The organism is Vreelandella subterranea (assembly GCF_900111305.1).
GTDB lineage: Bacteria > Pseudomonadota > Gammaproteobacteria > Pseudomonadales > Halomonadaceae > Vreelandella > Vreelandella subterranea.
This window is the reverse complement of record NZ_FOGS01000002.1, coordinates 49072-66679: the sequence shown is the minus strand read 5'-3', so window position 1 is coordinate 66679 and position 17608 is coordinate 49072. Positions and strand designations below refer to the sequence as shown.

At 59.2% G+C, this 17608-nt stretch carries 18 protein-coding genes; 15 read left to right on the top strand and 3 right to left on the bottom strand.

Annotated features, from left to right (window positions below):
* Window positions 1-42: 42 nt before the first annotated feature.
* From BMX75_RS03160 to BMX75_RS03100, 13 genes are all read left to right on the top strand, one after another.
* On the top strand, window positions 43-969 hold the full coding sequence (locus BMX75_RS03160; protein WP_092825208.1) for an electron transfer flavoprotein subunit alpha/FixB family protein: 927 nt from the start codon (window positions 43-45) through the stop codon (window positions 967-969).
* Between the two features lie 213 nt (window positions 970-1182).
* Window positions 1183-1794, top strand: a complete 612-nt coding sequence (locus BMX75_RS03155; RefSeq protein ID WP_092825206.1) for a superoxide dismutase — start codon at window positions 1183-1185, stop codon at window positions 1792-1794.
* A gap of 253 nt (window positions 1795-2047) precedes the next feature.
* Window positions 2048-2269, top strand: coding sequence for a glutaredoxin-like protein NrdH (gene nrdH, locus BMX75_RS03150; protein ID WP_066320999.1), 222 nt, complete (start codon window positions 2048-2050; stop codon window positions 2267-2269).
* A gap of 7 nt (window positions 2270-2276) precedes the next feature.
* A complete protein-coding gene (nrdI, locus tag BMX75_RS03145; RefSeq protein ID WP_082926089.1) occupies window positions 2277-2711 on the top strand; it encodes a class Ib ribonucleoside-diphosphate reductase assembly flavoprotein NrdI in 435 nt (144 codons plus the stop codon).
* Window positions 2693-4873 carry a class 1b ribonucleoside-diphosphate reductase subunit alpha gene (nrdE, locus tag BMX75_RS03140; RefSeq protein ID WP_479715019.1) on the top strand — a complete coding sequence of 727 codons (2181 nt, stop codon included), beginning with the start codon at window positions 2693-2695 and terminating at the stop codon, window positions 4871-4873. The genes nrdI and nrdE overlap by 19 nt, the downstream gene beginning before the upstream one ends.
* A gap of 30 nt (window positions 4874-4903) precedes the next feature.
* The gene (gene nrdF / locus BMX75_RS03135) at window positions 4904-5875 is read left to right on the top strand and encodes a class 1b ribonucleoside-diphosphate reductase subunit beta (RefSeq protein WP_085918803.1); all 972 of its coding nucleotides are present in this window, start codon (window positions 4904-4906) and stop codon (window positions 5873-5875) included.
* A 53-nt stretch (window positions 5876-5928) separates the two neighbouring features.
* The gene (locus tag BMX75_RS03130) at window positions 5929-6327 is read left to right on the top strand and encodes an NUDIX hydrolase (protein ID WP_092825204.1); all 399 of its coding nucleotides are present in this window, start codon (window positions 5929-5931) and stop codon (window positions 6325-6327) included.
* 240 nt (window positions 6328-6567) lie between these two features.
* Window positions 6568-7353, top strand: coding sequence for a DUF3450 domain-containing protein (locus tag BMX75_RS03125; protein WP_092825202.1), 786 nt, complete (start codon window positions 6568-6570; stop codon window positions 7351-7353).
* On the top strand, window positions 7350-8711 hold the full coding sequence (locus tag BMX75_RS03120) for a MotA/TolQ/ExbB proton channel family protein (protein ID WP_092825200.1): 1362 nt from the start codon (window positions 7350-7352) through the stop codon (window positions 8709-8711). The genes BMX75_RS03125 and BMX75_RS03120 overlap by 4 nt, the downstream gene beginning before the upstream one ends.
* 1 nt (window position 8712) lies before the next feature.
* Window positions 8713-9255 (top strand): MotA/TolQ/ExbB proton channel family protein, encoded by a 543-nt coding sequence (locus BMX75_RS03115; protein ID WP_092825198.1) that lies wholly within the window; start codon window positions 8713-8715, stop codon window positions 9253-9255.
* The gene (locus BMX75_RS03110) at window positions 9248-9655 is read left to right on the top strand and encodes an ExbD/TolR family protein (protein ID WP_092825196.1); all 408 of its coding nucleotides are present in this window, start codon (window positions 9248-9250) and stop codon (window positions 9653-9655) included. The genes BMX75_RS03115 and BMX75_RS03110 overlap by 8 nt, the downstream gene beginning before the upstream one ends.
* Window positions 9652-10410 carry an energy transducer TonB gene (locus BMX75_RS03105; protein WP_092825194.1) on the top strand — a complete coding sequence of 253 codons (759 nt, stop codon included), beginning with the start codon at window positions 9652-9654 and terminating at the stop codon, window positions 10408-10410. The genes BMX75_RS03110 and BMX75_RS03105 overlap by 4 nt, the downstream gene beginning before the upstream one ends.
* Window positions 10411-10425: 15 nt before the next feature.
* The gene (locus BMX75_RS03100; protein ID WP_340148038.1) at window positions 10426-11526 is read left to right on the top strand and encodes a tetratricopeptide repeat protein; all 1101 of its coding nucleotides are present in this window, start codon (window positions 10426-10428) and stop codon (window positions 11524-11526) included.
* Between the two features lie 15 nt (window positions 11527-11541).
* On the opposite strand, the gene xthA is transcribed toward BMX75_RS03100, so the two are convergent.
* Window positions 11542-12375, bottom strand: a complete 834-nt coding sequence (xthA, locus tag BMX75_RS03095) for an exodeoxyribonuclease III (protein ID WP_092825190.1) — start codon at window positions 12373-12375, stop codon at window positions 11542-11544.
* Window positions 12375-12623 (bottom strand): hypothetical protein, encoded by a 249-nt coding sequence (locus BMX75_RS03090; protein ID WP_092825188.1) that lies wholly within the window; start codon window positions 12621-12623, stop codon window positions 12375-12377. The genes xthA and BMX75_RS03090 overlap by 1 nt, the downstream gene beginning before the upstream one ends.
* Before the next feature lie 145 nt (window positions 12624-12768).
* Here BMX75_RS03090 and rhlB point away from each other — a divergent pair, with 145 nt between their 5' ends.
* Together rhlB and dinG are read left to right on the top strand one after the other, a co-directional pair.
* Window positions 12769-14043 (top strand): ATP-dependent RNA helicase RhlB, encoded by a 1275-nt coding sequence (rhlB, locus tag BMX75_RS03085; protein ID WP_092825186.1) that lies wholly within the window; start codon window positions 12769-12771, stop codon window positions 14041-14043.
* A 5-nt stretch (window positions 14044-14048) separates the two neighbouring features.
* Window positions 14049-16178 (top strand): ATP-dependent DNA helicase DinG, encoded by a 2130-nt coding sequence (dinG, locus tag BMX75_RS03080; RefSeq protein WP_092825184.1) that lies wholly within the window; start codon window positions 14049-14051, stop codon window positions 16176-16178.
* A 42-nt stretch (window positions 16179-16220) separates the two neighbouring features.
* Here the strand turns inward: dinG and BMX75_RS03075 are convergent, their stop codons facing one another.
* Window positions 16221-17297, bottom strand: coding sequence for a 3-deoxy-7-phosphoheptulonate synthase (locus tag BMX75_RS03075; RefSeq protein ID WP_092825182.1), 1077 nt, complete (start codon window positions 17295-17297; stop codon window positions 16221-16223).
* Between the last annotated feature and the right edge of the window lie 311 nt (window positions 17298-17608).

Genomic DNA, 17608 nt, shown 5'->3' with positions numbered 1-17608 from the left:
GACGAGTTCTTCGAGACAAGCGCTTTGAAAGGAGCTGATTTTATGAGCATTTTGGTACTTGCCGACCTTCATGAAGGCCAGCTGGCGGGCGCCACGGCCCACGTCGTGGCGGCGGCTAAAGCCATTGGTGGCGATATCGACGTTCTTGTCGCCGGTGAAGGCGTTCAGGCCGCGGCCGAGGCGGCGGCCAAGCTTGACGGCGTGAGTAAAGTGCGCGTTGCGGATAACGCCGTTTACGCCCACCAGCTCGCCGAGCCCATGGGCGCACTGCTGGTCGAACTGGCCGATGGCTATACCCACGTACTGGCCAGCGCCTCCACCACCGGCAAAAACGTGCTACCGCGTCTGGCGGCCTTGAAAGACGTCAGCCAGCTTTCCGATGTGCTTGCCGTGGATAGCGCTGACACCTTCAAACGCCCGATTTACGCGGGTAACGCCATCGCGACCGTCAAGAGCGACGACGCGCTGAAAGTCATCACCGTGCGTACCACCGGCTTTGATGCCGTGGGTGATGGCGGCAGCGCCACCATCGAAGCCGTTGATACCGTGGTCGACAATGCCCAGTCCAGTTTCGTCAAGCAGGAGCTTGCCGAGTCGGACCGCCCGGAGCTTGGCGGCGCCAAGGTGGTGATTTCCGGCGGCCGCGGCATGGGCAACGGCGAAAACTTCAAGCTGCTCGACGGCATTGCCGACAAGCTGGGGGCGGCGATTGGGGCTTCCCGCGCCGCGGTAGACGCAGGCTTCGTGCCCAACGATATGCAGGTCGGCCAGACCGGCAAGATCGTGGCCCCGGAGCTGTATATCGCGGTGGGGATTTCCGGCGCCATACAGCACCTGGCCGGCATGAAGGACTCCAAGGTGATCGTCGCGATCAACAAGGACGACGAAGCGCCGATCTTTCAGGTTGCCGATTATGGCCTTGTGGGCGATCTGTTCGAGATCCTCCCGGAGCTGGAAAGTAAGCTGTAACCAGTTGAAATCGTGAGATTAAAAGCCGACTTCGTGTGAAGTCGGCTTTTTTATATGAGCTGGGTTAGATAAACTGCCGTTAGTTGACTAAAATACTGGGGCAAAAGCGAAATCAGCCCCTTGCGGTTGAAAAAGCAATGAGGTGACCGCACCTAGTTATTGAAACCGGATATTGCTGAACGCAAAGAAAGCCACTGAAAGGAGATGATCAATATGGCACATACACTTCCAGAGTTACCCTACGCGTACGATGCGCTAGAACCGCACATTGATGCGATGACCATGGAGATCCACCATTCTCGTCACCACAACACCTATGTCACCAACCTGAATGCCGCGCTGGAAGGCACAGGTCTCGAAGACGTGCCGGTTGAAGAACTGATCTCCAATTTGGACCGTGTTCCGGAAGACAAGCGTCAGCCCGTGATCAATAACGGCGGCGGCCATGCCAACCACTCCATGTTCTGGCAAATGATGTCGCCCAATGGTGGTGGCCAGCCGCAAGGCAGCGTAGCCAAGGCGATTGATGCTGAGCTGGGCGGTTTTGAAGCCTTCCAGGAAGCGTTCAAGAAAGCAGCACTTGGTCGCTTTGGTAGTGGCTGGGCCTGGCTATCCGTGACGCCCGAGAAAAAACTGGTCGTTGAAAACACGCTGAACCAGGGTAGCCCTCTAATGCACGGCAATACGCCGGTGCTGGGTCTGGATGTCTGGGAGCATGCGTACTACCTCAAGTACCAGAACAAGCGTCCTGACTATGTCGCCGCTTTCTTCAACGTAGTGAACTGGGAAGACGTAGAGCGTCGTTACCAAGCGGCCATCGCTTAACACCTAGTCGCGCTACGTATGACGCCATCTGATGGCGTCTACTTGAAAACCGCCTCCTTAATCGGGGGCGGTTTTTTTTGCTGTCGTGAATAGTATTGGGCAATAGCTGTCAATATCCTGTGGATGAAAAATACCACATATGCTTGAATTGATTTTCAGATGGTCTATATATAGTATGCGTTGTAGCTTCTAGAGAGGGCGGGCACAAGATATGCCCTACCCGAAAAATGCCGCTATGAAAAGGGAAATGACCATGGAAATTCAAATTTATAGCAAGCCAGCCTGTGTGCAATGCACCGCTACCTATCGCGCGCTGGACAAGCAGGGGCTTCCTTATACCGTGATCGATATCACCGCCGAATCGGGTGCCCAGGAAGAAGTCGAAGCGCTGGGTTATCGTCAGTTGCCGGTCGTCGTTGCCGGTGAAGACCACTGGTCAGGCTTCCGTCCAGACCGCATCCAAGCCCTGGCGTAAGTTACCCATGCTGACAGATGGACGCACGCCCTCCATGGTCGGCAATCTGGTGTATTTTTCCACCAAATCGGGCAATACCCACCGTTTTATTGAAAAGACAGGTTTGGCTGCCCAGCGCTTGCCGCTCAGTCGGCAAGCGCCGGTCCCCCAGGTGGATCAGCCTTACATTCTGGTAACGCCCACCTACGGTGGCGGTCAGGCCAAGGGGGCGGTGCCGGGCCAAGTGATCCGGTTTCTGAATGACGAACATAATCGCCACCTGATACGTGGGGTGATTGCCGCGGGTAATACCAACTTTGGCGACGCGTATGGCCTGGCGGGCCGCATCATTGCGGAAAAATGTCAGGTGCCGTTGCTTTATCGATTCGAACTGTTTGGCACTGACGAAGACGTCGCCAAGGTCCGTGAAGGAGTAGAAGAGTTTTGGAAACGACAACCCTAGCCTCGAGAAATGTCACTGAAACGCAACGGCCTGCGGCGGCAAGCGACGGTCGCACCATGGATTACCATGCGCTGAACGCCATGCTGAATCTTTACGGTGCCAACGGTGAGCTGCAGCTGGATAAAGACCGCGAAGCCGCACGTCAGTACTTCCTGCAGCACGTCAATCAGAACACCGTGTTTTTCCACTCCCTCGAAGAGAAGCTCGATTACCTGGTCGAGGAGCAGTACTACGAAGCGGACACGCTGGCCCAGTATGACTTTTCTTTCGTGAAGGCGCTGTTCGAGCAGGCGTATGCCTACAAATTCCGCTTCCCGAGCTTTCTTGGCGCCTTCAAGTATTACACCAGCTACACGCTCAAGACCTTTGATGGCAAGCGTTACCTCGAACGCTACGAAGACCGCGTTTGCATGGTGGCGCTTGCCCTGGCACGTGGCGATGAAACCCTGGCCAAGTCGCTGGTCGATGAAATCATCAGCGGCCGTTTCCAGCCGGCCACCCCCACCTTCCTGAACTGCGGCAAGCAGCAGCGCGGTGAACTGGTGTCGTGCTTTTTGTTGCGTATCGAAGACAACATGGAATCGATCGGCCGCTCGATCAACTCAGCGCTCCAGCTGTCCAAGCGGGGCGGCGGCGTTGCCTTCCTGCTCAGCAATATTCGCGAGTCGGGCGCGCCCATCAAGCGCATAGAGAACCAGTCGTCGGGCATCATCCCGATCATGAAGCTGCTCGAGGATGCGTTTTCCTACGCTAACCAGCTCGGCGCGCGCCAGGGTGCCGGTGCCGTTTACCTGAACGCTCACCATCCGGATATCCTGCGCTTCCTGGATACCAAGCGCGAAAATGCCGATGAAAAAATCCGCATTAAAACGCTCTCGTTGGGGGTGACGATTCCCGATATCACCTTCGAGCTCGCCAAGCGCAACGAGGACATGTACCTGTTCTCGCCCTATGACGTCGAGCGGGTCTACGGCGTACCGTTTGGCGATATCAGCGTAACCGAGAAGTACCATGAGATGGTGGCAGACGCGCGTATCCGCAAGCAGAAAATCAACGCGCGTGCCTTCTTCCAGACCCTGGCCGAGCTGCAGTTCGAGTCCGGCTATCCGTACATCATGTTCGAAGATACGGTGAACCGCGCCAACCCCATCGCGGGCCGGATCAACATGAGCAACCTGTGCTCGGAAATCCTTCAGGTGAACACGCCGACGGATTACGACGAAGACCTGGGCTATCGGCATATCGGCCAGGATATCTCCTGCAACCTGGGGTCCATGAACATCGCCAAGGTGATGGACTCGGGCGACATTGGCACCAGCGTCGACGTGGCCATTCGCGGGCTGACCGCGGTATCGGAAATGAGCAACCTGAGCAGCGTGCCCTCCATTGCGGAAGGTAATGCCAAGTCCCGGGCGATCGGTCTTGGGCAGATGAACCTGCACGGTTTCCTGGCCCGTGAGCATATCTATTACGGTTCCGATGAAGGCCTGGACTTTACCAATCTGTATTTCTATTGCATCGCCTATCACGCGCTGCGGGCGTCAAACCGGCTGGCTATCGAGCACGGTGACACCTTTGCGGGCTTTGCCGACTCTACCTACGCGTCGGGTGAATTCTTCGACCAGTACACCGACCAGGCCTGGGAACCGCGTACCGAAAAAGTGCGTGGACTGTTTGAGCGCAGCGGTATTGCCTTGCCCACCCAGCAGGACTGGCAGGAACTGAAAGCCAGCGTCATGGCGCACGGGCTATATAACCGCAACCTGCAGGCCGTTCCTCCGACGGGGTCGATTTCCTACATCAATCACTCGACGTCCAGTATTCACCCGGTCGCGGCCAAGATCGAGATCCGCAAGGAAGGCAAGCTGGGGCGGGTTTACTACCCGGCACCGTTCCTCAACGAAGCCAATTTCGATTACTTCCAGGACGCCTATGAAATTGGTCCTGAAAAGATTATCGACACCTACGCCGAGGCATCCAAGCACGTCGATCAGGGCTTGTCGCTGACGCTGTTCTTCCCGGACACCGCCACCACGCGGGATATCAACAAGGCGCAGATTTACGCCTGGCGGAAGGGCATCAAGACCCTCTATTACATCCGTCTGCGCCAGAGCGCGCTGGAAGGTACAGAGGTTGAAGGCTGCGTATCCTGCACGCTTTAAGCGCCCGACGACTTTCAAGAGAGTGACGATATGAACATGATGCAACGTTTATCGCGGGTCGATGCGATTAACTGGAACCGTCTGCAAGACGATAAAGACCTCGAAGTGTGGAACCGTTTGACCAGCAACTTCTGGCTGCCGGAAAAAGTCCCGCTGTCCAACGATATCCAGTCGTGGAATACGCTGACGGATAAAGAGAAACAGCTGACCATCCGCGTGTTCACCGGCCTGACGCTGCTGGATACCATCCAGAGCAGCGTCGGCGCGCCTGTGCTCATGGAAGACGCGCGCACGCCCCACGAAGAGGCGGTGTATACCAATATCGCCTTTATGGAGTCGGTTCATGCGCGCTCCTACAGCTCGATTTTCTCGACGCTGTGCACCACCCGCGATGTCGACGATGCCTTTCGCTGGAGCGAGGAAAACCCCACCCTGCAGGCCAAATCCGAGCTGATCCTGGGCCGCTATCGCTCAGACGACCCGCTGATGCGCAAGGTCGCCAGCGTCTTTCTGGAGTCGTTCCTGTTCTACTCCGGCTTCTACCTGCCGATGTACTGGTCAAGCCACGCCAAACTGACCAACACGGCGGACCTGATCCGCCTGATCATCCGCGACGAGGCGGTGCACGGCTATTACATCGGCTACAAGTTCCAGCAGGACCTAGCCGAGGCAACGCCGGAGCGTCAGCAGGAGGTCAAGGACTACGCCTACGAGCTGCTGCTGGAGCTTTACGACAACGAAGTCCGCTATACCGAGTCGCTGTACGACGAGGTTGGCCTGACCGAGGACGTCAAGAAATTCCTCCACTACAATGCCAACAAGGCGCTGATGAACCTCGGCTTCGAGCCGCTTTTCCCCAGCAGCGAAACGGATGTGGACCCCACGATCATGGCGGCGCTATCACCCAATGCCGATGAGAACCACGACTTCTTCTCCGGCTCAGGGTCGTCCTATGTGATCGGCAAGGCAGTGGCCACCGAAGACGATGATTGGGCGTTTTAATACCGCTATTCGCGGATGGTGCTGATCAAGGGTAAGGACGAGAGGAGCGGCGCATGCCAGCCAACCCAGCTAACGTATTGGAAATAGCCGCTGCCGTGGTGAGCGACCCGGAGGGTCGCTTGCTATTGGTGCGAAAGCACAATACGTCTTTCTTCATGCAGCCCGGCGGCAAGGTCGATGCGGGTGAGACCGCGCTTGAGGCGCTATCCCGTGAGCTGGAAGAAGAGCTGGGATTACACGTCAATGAGGATCAACTGATCCCGATGGGTGTTTACAGCGCGCCTGCGGCTAACGAGGCGGGTGTGATGCTGGAGGCGCATTTGTTCAGTTTAGTGATTGACGTACCGGTCGAGGCGGCGGCTGAAATAGCCGAAGCGAGGTGGGTGACTCGGGAAGAGGCCTGGCAGCTTCCATTAGCACCGCTGACAAAAGAGTATGTCGTGATCAGTTAACCAGGCGTGTTTGATATCGCGCCGGCTATTAACAAGGTAGGCGGTGATACGGGAGCCCTGGCGGCTCCCGTTTTGTTGTGTAGCAGGCTAAAATTAACTGAACGCTAATGATAAATATTGTCATTTATTTTTTAGATGGTAGGCTATGGGCACTCGATATGAAACGCAACTCGTTCTTATATTTGATGTGTTCTCTATAGCGGCAGGGTGACTGCCAGTGATCAGTGACGGAGAGTCGATGTGCTGAACAAGCCTTTCTTTGCCCTGCGGAGCTGCTGGTTGGCGTGCATGCTGGCCAGCGGTTCGCTAATGGCAAGTGACGAGACGCTCGAGCAGGCCAGTCAAGGTATTGATGCCCAGCAGCTTCAAGCCGAACTTCAAGAGCAGATAGATAGCGCCGATGAACAGACTCGGGCGGCGCTTCAAGAGCTGCGCGAGCTTGAGCGCGATACGCGCCAGCTTGAATCGCAAAATGCTTCGCTGACGGGCCGTTTGGCCGAGGAAGCCGAGCGGCAGGCGCGACTGACCGCCGCGCTGGACACCCTGGCCGACACCCGCGCCGCGCTGCCGGACATCGAGCAGAGCATGCAAGCTCAGCTTACCCAATGGATCGAACGCGATCTGCCGTTTCTTAAAGAGCAGCGGCTGGCCCGGATCGAAACCTTGCAAAACGACGAGGGCGCGGAGCCCGCCGAGCAGATTGAAAGCATGCTGGATATCTGGCGCACGGAGCTGGATTACGGCCGAGAAATGGATACCTGGCGGGGGCGTTTGAGCTTGGCCGATGATCAGCGGTTGGAAGTGGACTTCCTGCGCATCGGGCGTATCGGCTTCTACTACCTGACGCCCGATGGGCGCCAGGGCGGCGTTTGGAATGCCGAGGACGGCGAATGGCAGTCACTGAATTCCGCGCACGTTCAGGCGGTGCGTGACGGGCTGCGGATGGCGGAAGATCAGCGGGCGCCGGATATCCTGACGCTGCCGCTATCCATTACCGTATCGGCCGACCAGGGAGAGCAGCCATGATGCGCGATCTCAAAAAATGCCATCGTTATGTGATGGTAGCGCTGCTGATGGGGCTGACAAGCTTGAGCCCGTTGGCGAACGCGCAATCGCAGGAGATAACCACGCTGCGTGAGGCCCGCGAAGCCGCTGAAATTCGTGACCAGCAGCGCCTGATCGAGCTGCTGGACGACCAGGCGGCGCTTGAAGAGGCACTGGAGCAGGCGCGGGATCGCCAGCAAACTGCCCAGACGCGTCACGATGCCTTGCAGGCACAGGATGCCGCGCAGTCGATCGAGGCGGAGCGCCTGGCGGCGCTTCAGTCAGAGCAGGGCGAAGCGCTAAGCAATCTGCTGGATGCCCTCAACCAGCATAGTAACGAGGTGCGTAACGCACTGGGTGAAGATAGCTGGCTGACCTTGAATGAAAACGTGTTGCCGCCAAGGCTGAGTGACGTCAACGTGCTCGAGCGGGAAGTGCTGGAAAACGTGGTCGACAGGCTGGCGACGCTGACGCGGAACACCGGCAATGCAGAGTGGCTTGAACGCCCGGTGGCCGATGCCAGTGGCGAAATTTCTCTTCAGAACGTCGTGCGGCTGGGGGATTTCGCCGCATTTACCAACACCGATTTACTGCGCCAGGACGAGGAAGGGCATTTGACGGTGCTGCCCCGGACACCAGCGGAAATAGCCGATTATCTGGCCGCTTATCACCAGGGCGAGACGCGCGTGATGGTGATGGATCCAACCCGAGGTAGCGTGCTCGATGCCCTGGCGCAGCGTCCCACCCTGATGGAGCGTTTCCATCAGGGCGGATACGTCGGCTATGTGGTCGTTGCTCTGGGGGGCATTGGCTTGTTGGTTGCCTTGCTGCAATACCTGTATCTGCTGGTTACCAGTCAGCGAGTGAATCGTCAGCTGAAAAGCCCCGACCAGCTCAAGGGTCATAATCCCCTTGGGCGCGTCCTGCTGCGCTTTGAAGGCATGGACAAGCATCAGACGCCGGAAGCATTGGAAGCACGCCTGGATGAGGCGGTGCTCGCCGAGCTGCCCCGTCTGGAACGCGGGCAGCCGATTGTCAAACTGCTGGCGGCCATCGCGCCCCTGCTGGGGCTGTTGGGGACGGTCACCGGCATGATCGTGACCTTCCAGGCGATCACGGTGTTTGGCACCGGCGACCCGCAGCTAATGGCGGGTGGTATCAGCCAGGCGCTGGTGACGACCGTTCTTGGCCTGATTACCGCTGTACCGCTGCTGTTTGCGCAGACGGCCCTGTCAAGCCGCAGTCGCCACCTCACTCATGTTATTGAAGGGCAGGCAAGTGCCGCGCTGGCCGACCATCTGGAAGCCCAGCAGCCTTCCCAAGACGCGTCGGTGAGCTGATATGTTGACCGTTCCCCTTTGGCTTGAGCCCGTCGAGCGGCTGATGAATGCGGGCGGCGTGGTGCTGGTCGTGCTGGCCGTGGTGGCGCTGCTGGTATTTGGCATGGCCATTGAACGCTTCTGGTTCTATCGCATGACCTGGCGGCGAGCACGCCGCCAGCTTGTCAATCGCTGGGCCAGGCGAGATGACCATCACAGCTGGAGCGCGCGCACGCTGCGCAACGTCTGGACGGAGGACCTCGTGGTCCGTCTGCGCCGTCCGCTGCCCTGGCTAAAGCTGTTGGTGGCGTTATGTCCGCTGTTTGGCCTGCTGGGTACCGTGACCGGCATGATCGGCGTCTTCGACAGTCTGTCGCTGAGTGATACCCATCAGGCCCGGGCAATGGCCGATGGCGTGGCACGGGCAACGCTGCCGACGCTGACCGGCATGGCGATCGCCGTGGTCGGGCTTTTGTTTATCAGTCGTCTGGAACACATTATTCGACGCGAGGATCAGCGGTTGCACGACCGGATGGCGCGGGCAGTGGAGGAAAATGATGCGTAGACGACGTTCGATGGGAAGCGCTGACGAAAACACCGAGGTGAACCTCACGCCGATGCTGGACGTGGTGTTCATCATGCTGATTTTCTTTATCGTGACCACCAGCTTTATCAAGGAAAGCGGGATTGAGATCAACCGCCCGGAGTCGAGTGACGCCAGTCCCAGGCCCGATGCCCAGGTATTGGTCGCGCTCTCGCCCGAAGGGGCGGTATGGGTGGATGGCCGCGCGATCGACGCCCACCGGGTAGGCGAAGAAGTTGCCGGCATGCTCAGCGAGGATGGCTCGGTGGTCATCCAGGCGGATCGCGAGTCGACCACCGGGCTGCTGATTGAAGTGATGGACCGTCTTGACCAGGCCGGTGTGGATCAGGTCGCGGTGGCGGCCAGCCGGAGCGGCCAATGATACGCCAGGCATTATCCATGGTGAGTGGTGGGATACTGGCGATTGGGCTGTTTTGGCTGTTGGCGCTGCTGGTCGCGCCGCCGGACGACCAGGTGGAACCACCTGAGCAGACGGTCTCGATGAACATGGTGGAAGCCCCCGAAGTCGCCCCGCAAGAAGAGGCACCACCCCCGCAGGCTGAACAGGCACCCACGCCTCCGCCACAGCCGATGCCGACACCCGAGCCGCCCCCGGTGGCCGACAGCACCATTGCCTTGCCGGAGATTGATCTCCCCGAGCCGCCCGAAGAGCCGGTGGAGATGGAAAGTGAGTTGCCGGAATTGACCGAGGCGACGCCCGAGCCGGAACCCGAGCCGCAGCCAGAACCGGAACCGACGCCTGAGCCAACGCCGCAGCCCGACCCGGTTGCGCAGCCAAGTGAAGCCGAGCCTTCCGACGCCGAGCGCGAGGCAGCGCCAGAAGCGCCGCAGGAAGTGTCGGATGAACCGGTCAATGTCGGCCAGGCCGCTCCGACCAGTCGGGTCAATCCGACGTACCCTGCTCGCGCCCAGCGTCGCGGCATGGAGGGCTTTGTTGAGGTATCGTTTACCATACGTCGTGACGGCAGCGTTGATGGTTCTTCGATTCGCATTACGGATGCCCAGCCACGCCGGGTATTTGACGATGCGGCCCGCGACGCGATTGCGCAGTGGCAGTTCGAGCCTAGTGATCGGTTGCGCAACGCGACCCAGCGGATCGAGTTTCAACTGCGTTAACGACTTTATTGAGGTATGACCATGCGTGTATGGGGGTGCATCTGTTTAATCGGTTTGTGGGCATCGCTTGCCCACGCCAGCCCGGCGCTTCCCGGCGATATCATTGACGACCTGAACCGCTTGCAGACGCAATTACGCGACGCGCAATACGCAAGCGTGGTCACCCAGGCCACCCAGCAAGCCACCCGTCTGCAAACGGGGAATGCGGCTGACCGCTGGGCCAGCGCGCTGTATCAGCAGTTGGCCGCTAACGCCCTGGCGCGCCAGGGCCAGCCGGGTGATGCCGCAAATCGCTTGGCGCAAGCGCGCGAACTGGCTGCAGGTGAGCAAGCCCAGGCGGCCCGCTGGCTGCGCGAAGAGGCATCGTTGCGCCGCACGGCGGGGCAGACGACGCAGGCCAGCACCTTGCTTGCCGAGTGGCTCGAGTCCCAGGGCACCGCAGCCCCTGCCGCTGACATCTGGAAGCTGACCCGCTGGCTCGCCGACGCCCAGCGTTGGCAGGAAGCGGCGGATTGGCTTGAACGCAGCCTGAGCCAAACCGCTGAGCCTGATGCTACCCAGCGCAGATTGGCGCTGGTGATCTACCAGCGCACCCAGCAAACCGATCAGGCGCTTGACGTCTTGCTGGGCGGGCTTGATGAAGGCAGTGATGCGACTCACTGGCGCCAAGCCGCCGGGCTCGCTCAGCGGGCCGGTCAGCCGGGTATCGCCGCGGCGCTCTGGGACACCGCCTGGCGACTGGGAAGGCTGGATGAGGACGAGGACCGCTGGCAATTGATAAACCTGCACATGGCGGGGGGGACGCCCGCCAGAGCCGCCGAGTTTCTTGAACGATGGCTTGAAGCGGGCGACATCGTGCGGGATGAAACCACGCTGCGCCTGTTGGCGAACGCCTGGCATCAGGCCCGCGACAAGAGTCGGGCCCTTGATGCCTGGCAGGCATTAGCGACCCTCAGCAAAGAAGGCAGTGACTGGCGACAATATGGACAACTCGCTTTTGTCTGGGGGCAGGATGAGCGTGCCGAGAAGGCGCTGTCCCGTGCCCAGTCGCTGGGCGATGCCCAGGCGGCTGAATGGCTGGCGACGCTCGAGCAGTCACCGCGCCATTCACTATAAAGCAGACCGCGTGGGTTATTCCGCCGACGTCAGGCTGAGCGAGAAGTCGCTCCAGGTGGGGGCGTGATCAGAGGGCCGCTGCATGCCGCGCAGTACATAGTCGATTCCCGCGGCGCTGATACACTCGGCCAGCGGCTGGGTAACCAGAATATAGTCGATGCGCAGCCCGCGTTTGGGTTCGCGGTCAAAGCCTTTTGAGCGGTAATCGAACCAGCTGAACCACTCGGCATCGGTGGGGTGGCAAAGCCGGTAGCTGTCGCTCAATCCCCACGCCTTGATACCTTCCAGCCATTCACGCTCAATGGGCTGGAAGCTGGTTTTGCCTTCGCGGAGCCAGCGTTTGCGGTTGGCTTCGCCGATGCCGATATCCTGGTCCTCGGGTGAAATGTTAAAGTCCCCCATGACCGCAACGCGCTCGTCGGGTTGGTGCTGCTCGTCAAGCAGGCGCGCCAGCTGCTGGTAAAAGCGGGTCTTGTACGGGAACTTGGTGGGGTGGTTGATATTTTCCCCCTGGGGGAAATAGCCGTTCCACACGGTGACGGGCTGACCATCGTCGGCGAGGAGTTTGACGCCGATCATGCGCCGCTGGGCGTCTTCGTCATCGTCGGGGAAGCCGTAAAAGACCGCCTCAGGCTTGTGACGGCACAGCAGCGCAACGCCGTAGTGGCCTTTTTGGCCGTAGTAGTAAACGTGATAGCCCATGGCCTCTACATCGGCGAGGGGGAACTCGCTATCCTGCACCTTGGTTTCTTGAAGGCCGATCACATCAGGCTTTTGCGACTCGATCAAAGCCTGCAGTTGATGAAGTCGCGCGCGAATGCCGTTGATATTGAAAGAAACAAGGCGCATCACGAACGATCTCCCGGCGGGTTATCCGTATCCTTGTCGGGGTGAATGGCGATATCCTGCCCGCTCTGTTGGCGCGCCAGCTTGCGCAAGGCCTGAAGTTTGCGTTGCTGCTGTTTTTTTGCCACAAAACGGCGTGATGATGTCACCTGATCAGGGTTATCATGACGCCACTTTTTATAATCTTTACGCCGACCGGTTTTGATGGTGACTTTATCCGCCAGCGAACGGGTCTTTTTCTTACGCGTCATATCGCGCTCCTTGGTTCGTTAATGGGCCTATTCTAGCAGTCTAGTCACCTCCTTCGACAGCAGGGCGCGCTCTTATCGCCAAGCCCTGTTACAATGCGCGCGTCAAGATGCCTAATATCCACAGCAATGGACAGATAGATAGCCTATGAGCGAGTCGGAACAGACCACAGCATCGGCCCAGAACCGTAAGCCTAAACGTCGTCGTCGGAAGCCGCGTCGTCGTCAGTCGAATTGGGATCTTCGCCAGTTTCAGGTGCCTGCCGTGGCCGGCAAATGGCGCTTTCATGACTTCGATCTGCCGCTGCCGTTAATGCGTGCGATTCATGCTCAAGGGTTTGAGTACTGCACGCCCATTCAGGCCGAGGCACTGCGTCATACGCTGCTGGGCGGCGATATTGTCGGCAAGGCACAGACCGGAACCGGAAAAACCGCTGCCTTCCTGATCTCGGCGCTGGCTTATTTTCTCGAAGAGCCAGCCCCGGATGGGCAGAAGCCCGGCGCGCCGCGTGCGCTGATTATCGCGCCTACCCGTGAGCTGGCACTGCAGATCGAGAAGGACGCCAAGGCCCTTGCCCGCTTTACCAAGCTGAACGTGGCAAGCGTCGTGGGCGGCATGGATTATCAGAAGCAGCGCGATAGCCTGGGTAAAAAGATCGACCTGCTTGTCGCCACACCCGGCCGCCTGCTCGATTTTCACGAGAAGCGCGATATCGACCTTTCCGAGGTGGAAGTGCTGGTGCTGGATGAGGCCGATCGCATGCTATCGATGGGCTTTATTCCCGATGTGAAGCGAATCATCCGCTACACGCCCAAGAAAGAAGAGCGCCAGACCTTTCTGTTCTCGGCCACCTTCACCGACGATATTCTCAACCTGGCCAGCCAATGGACGCTCAATCCGGCCCACGTTGAGATCGAAGTGACCGTCGAGAATCAGGCCGATATCGACCAGCGGGTCTACATGGTCTCTGACGATGACAAGCAGCGTTTGTTGGTCAAGCTGCTGGAGCAGGAAAGCTTCGAGCGGGTGATGGTGTTCGGCAATCGCCGTGACCTGGTACGCCAGCTCGACAGTCTGCTCAAGAAAGCCGGTATCAGTGCCGCCATGCTGTCAGGCGATGTGCCGCAGAACCAGCGTATCAAGACCCTGGAAAGCTTCCGCGAAGGCGAGATCCAGGTGCTGGTGGCCACCGATGTCGCAGGGCGTGGCATTCATATCGAAGACGTCAGTCACGTGATCAACTACACGCTGCCGGAAGACCCGGAAGATTACGTTCACCGTATCGGGCGGACCGGTCGGGCAGGCGCAAAAGGCGTCTCAATCAGCTTTGTCGGCGAAGAGGATGCTTTTTCTCTGCCTGAGATCGAGCGCTATATCAACGACAAGCTGCCCTGCGAACATCCGCCGGAAGGTATGCTTTAAGCCGCATGCTCGATACTGCCCTTAAAAGCGAGATTCAGGACGCCTACCGTCGCGTGGTGGAAAACCTCGAGTTGACCCCGCGCTACGGGCAGCGGCTGATGATCGCTGAAATCGCCCGCACGCTGGGGGGCATCGAGTGTGACGACGAGGGCAAGCGCACAAGCGACAACCACGTTTGTGTGCTGGAGGCGGGGACTGGTACGGGCAAAACCCTGGCCTACCTGGTAGCCGCGCTGCCCATCGCCAAGGCTCGCGGCAAGCGGTTGATCATTTCGACCGCCACCGTGGCGCTTCAGGAACAGGTGCTCAATCACGACCTGCCGTCCCTGGCGAATCACAGTGGTTTGGCGTTTCGCTATGCGTTGGCCAAGGGGCGAGGGCGCTATGTCTGCGTTGCGCGGCTGGACCAGGCGCTGGAAGGGGCTGAGCCAAATCCCACGCTTTCGCTGTTCGAGCAGTCACTGCAGTCGCAGAGCAGTGACCTTGGCGTGATTGCCAGCGATATGGCCGAGGCCTACGGGCAGGGTGAATGGGAGGGCGATCGGGATAACTGGCCCCATGCGATCGATGATGCCCACTGGCGTCGACTGACCGTCGATCACCGCCAGTGTACCGGACGCCGCTGCGGCCATTTTGGTGCCTGTGCGTTTTTCCGCTCCCGCCGGGAGCTGGAAAACGCCGATGTCATCGTGGCCAACCACGACCTGGTGCTGGCGGATCTGGCGTTGGGCGGCGGGGCCATCCTGCCGGACCCCGCCGACTGTATTTTCGTATTCGATGAAGGCCATCACCTGCCCGACAAGGCGCTGTCGCATTTTGCCCACCGCTTTGCCATCAATGGTTGCCTGCGCTGGTTGAAAACCCTCAAGAGCAGCTTGACGGATTTGAACCAGGGGCTGGCTGTCCAGCCAACCATCGCCCGATTGCTTGCCGGTTTGCCCGAGCTTATTCATACCCTGGAACCCGCGTTGGGCGATGTGTTCAGTATGGGCCATCAGTTGGCGGGTCGCGCCAATGGCCTGGCTGATGAAGAAACCACCCATCAGTCGCGGTTTGAAAAGGGGCAGATTCCTGATGCCCTGCGCGAGCAGGCCGAGCAGCTGTTAACCCTGTTTGCCACCTTGTCGCGCAGTCTTGAGAGCATCAGCGATGTGCTGCGTGAAAGCCTCGATCCAGACAAGCAGACCGGCCTTGACCGCGAGCAGGCGGAAACCTGGCTGCCGCTGGTGGCGCTGCTCCACGGACGGGCGCTGGATGCCCACTCACTGTGGCAAGCGTTCAGCGACCGTGACGCGGCCAATGCGCCGCCCAGCGCGCGCTGGATCACGCTGAGTCGGGTGGCTGGCGAGCCGGAAATCGAGTTTTCGGCAAGCCCGGTATCCGCCGCACACACATTGGCCAAGCACCTTTGGGGGCGCTGCCATGGCGCCGTGGTCACCTCGGCAACACTGACGGCGCTGGGTCGCTTCGAACGGCTTCAGGAGCGGGCAGGGCTTGCCAATCGCTACCGCTACCAGGCGCTGCCCAGCCCGTTTGATTACGCCAATGCCGTGCTGAGCGTGCCCAAGGAAGCGACGGACCCCAGTGACCGTGACGCCCACGAAAAGGCGATCGTCGACTTTGTGACCCAACTGGCGGACCGCGAAGCGGCGCTGGTACTGTTTTCATCAAGGGCGCAGCTGCGCGGGGTCGAGAAGGCGCTGAGTGAGCCCGTCAGAGAGCGCGTGCTGGCTCAGGATGCATTGCCCAAGCGGGAGCTGATTGAGCGTCATCGCGCGGCGGTGGATAGCGGTAAGGGCAGTATTATTTTCGGACTGGCCAGTTTTGCCGAGGGCATCGATCTACCCGGTGATTACCTGACCCATGTGGTCATCACACGGTTACCCTTTGCGGTGCCGGATGATCCCGTGGGGGCGACGCTTGCCGAGTGGATCGAAAGCCAGGGCGGCAACCCGTTCATGCGCATCAGCGTGCCGGATGCCTCGATCAAGCTGGTGCAGGCCTGCGGCCGTCTGATCCGCAAGGAAAGCGACAAAGGCACGATCACGCTGTTGGATAAGCGCGTCATCACGCGACGCTACGGTCAGGCGCTACTGGATGCGCTACCCCCTTTCAGGCGTGAAATCGCCTCATGACATGACGCCCACCGCGTTCAACGCGGTGGGCGACAGACAGGGTTACGACGGGCGGCGCTTGGCCAGAACCGGTGCCAGTTTGTCGTTCATCTGGGTAAAGGCATCGACGGTAGTTTGCCAATCGATGCAGGCATCGGTAATCGAAACGCCGTATTGCAGGTCTTTTAGATCGGCAGGGACCTTCTGATTGCCCCAGCCAATATTGGATTCCACCATCAGGCCGATGATGGACGTATTGCCATCCAATATCTGGTTGGTCACGTTTTCAAGGACCAGGGGCTGAAGTGCCGGGTCCTTGTTCGAGTTGGCGTGGGAGCAGTCGATCATGATATTGGCGGAAAGGTTGGCTTTTTTCAGCTCTTTCTCGGCCAGGGCCACGCTCACGCTATCGTAGTTGGGCTTGCCGTTGCCGCCGCGCAGTACCACGTGACCATAGCCGTTCCCGCGGGTACGTATGATGGCGACTTGTCCCGACTGGTTGATGCCCAGAAAGTTGTGCGGGCTGGCGACGGATTGCAGCGCATTGATCGCCACGTCCAGGCTGCCGTCGGTACCGTTCTTGAAGCCGACCGGTGAAGACAGGCCAGAGGCCATCTCGCGGTGGGTTTGCGACTCGGTGGTACGCGCGCCGATAGCGGACCAGCTGATGCAGTCCTGAAGATACTGGGGGGAGATCGGGTCCAGGGCTTCGGTGGCCAGCGGCAAGCCGACCTCGGCAAGGTCGACCAGCAGCTTGCGGGCGATATGCAGGCCTTCGTCGATTTCGAACGAGTCGTTGATGTGCGGGTCGTTGATCAGGCCTTTCCAGCCGACGGTAGTGCGGGGCTTTTCAAAATACACCCGCATCACGATATACAGGCTGTCGCTGACCTCATCCGCCAGTTTGCGCAGGCGCTTGGCATAATCGAGGGCGGCATCGACATCGTGAATGGAGCAAGGGCCCACTACCATCAGCAAGCGCGGATCGCTGCCGTCCAGAATGCGCTGGATGGTATGACGACCCTCTATCACGGTGCGCTCGGCAGCATCGGTAAGCGGCACATCCTGCTTGAGGGTTTCCGGGGTGGTAAGTACGTCCTGGGCAAGGACGTTAAGATTGTTGACCTGCTGATCTGACATTGTGCTACCTGTGCGTGCGTGATGATCGATTAATGGCGCCTACTATCGCTTGTCAGCGCAGTAAAAATCAATTGTTGCGGAACTTGGCGAGGTAAATTGAAGTCAGCCGCTGGGTTTTGTTCAAGGGGTAAACGCTTGATGCGCCGTGCAGAACGCGTAACACTTAGCTATCAAAAGGCGATCACGTTACAGTGCCAATTCATGTCATTCGAATGATTAACCAATGCCCAAGGAACGTTATGTTGCTTGCTGTCAACACCCAGTGTATCGGGTTTAAAGGAAGAGTTACGCTCGGCGGTCACCGTCCGGGT

Bases quoted from the DNA above. Each gene is read 5' to 3' on its own strand.
- BMX75_RS03155 (WP_092825206.1), top strand. From the start codon at position 1,183: ATGGCACATACACTTCCAGAGTTACCCTACGCGTACGATGCGCTAGAA.
- BMX75_RS03110 (WP_092825196.1), top strand. From the start codon at position 9,248: ATGCGTAGACGACGTTCGATGGGAAGCGCTGACGAAAACACCGAGGTG.
- BMX75_RS03100 (WP_340148038.1), top strand. From the start codon at position 10,426: ATGACCATGCGTGTATGGGGGTGCATCTGTTTAATCGGTTTGTGGGCA.
- BMX75_RS03090 (WP_092825188.1), bottom strand. From the start codon at position 12,623: ATGACGCGTAAGAAAAAGACCCGTTCGCTGGCGGATAAAGTCACCATC.
- nrdH (WP_066320999.1), top strand. From the start codon at position 2,048: ATGGAAATTCAAATTTATAGCAAGCCAGCCTGTGTGCAATGCACCGCT.
- rhlB (WP_092825186.1), top strand. From the start codon at position 12,769: ATGAGCGAGTCGGAACAGACCACAGCATCGGCCCAGAACCGTAAGCCT.
- BMX75_RS03160 (WP_092825208.1), top strand. From the start codon at position 43: ATGAGCATTTTGGTACTTGCCGACCTTCATGAAGGCCAGCTGGCGGGC.
- BMX75_RS03115 (WP_092825198.1), top strand. From the start codon at position 8,713: ATGTTGACCGTTCCCCTTTGGCTTGAGCCCGTCGAGCGGCTGATGAAT.
- BMX75_RS03130 (WP_092825204.1), top strand. From the start codon at position 5,929: ATGCCAGCCAACCCAGCTAACGTATTGGAAATAGCCGCTGCCGTGGTG.
- BMX75_RS03075 (WP_092825182.1), bottom strand. From the start codon at position 17,297: ATGTCAGATCAGCAGGTCAACAATCTTAACGTCCTTGCCCAGGACGTA.
- xthA (WP_092825190.1), bottom strand. From the start codon at position 12,375: ATGCGCCTTGTTTCTTTCAATATCAACGGCATTCGCGCGCGACTTCAT.
- nrdF (WP_085918803.1), top strand. From the start codon at position 4,904: ATGAACATGATGCAACGTTTATCGCGGGTCGATGCGATTAACTGGAAC.
- nrdI (WP_082926089.1), top strand. From the start codon at position 2,277: ATGCTGACAGATGGACGCACGCCCTCCATGGTCGGCAATCTGGTGTAT.
- BMX75_RS03105 (WP_092825194.1), top strand. From the start codon at position 9,652: ATGATACGCCAGGCATTATCCATGGTGAGTGGTGGGATACTGGCGATT.
- dinG (WP_092825184.1), top strand. From the start codon at position 14,049: ATGCTCGATACTGCCCTTAAAAGCGAGATTCAGGACGCCTACCGTCGC.
- BMX75_RS03120 (WP_092825200.1), top strand. From the start codon at position 7,350: ATGATGCGCGATCTCAAAAAATGCCATCGTTATGTGATGGTAGCGCTG.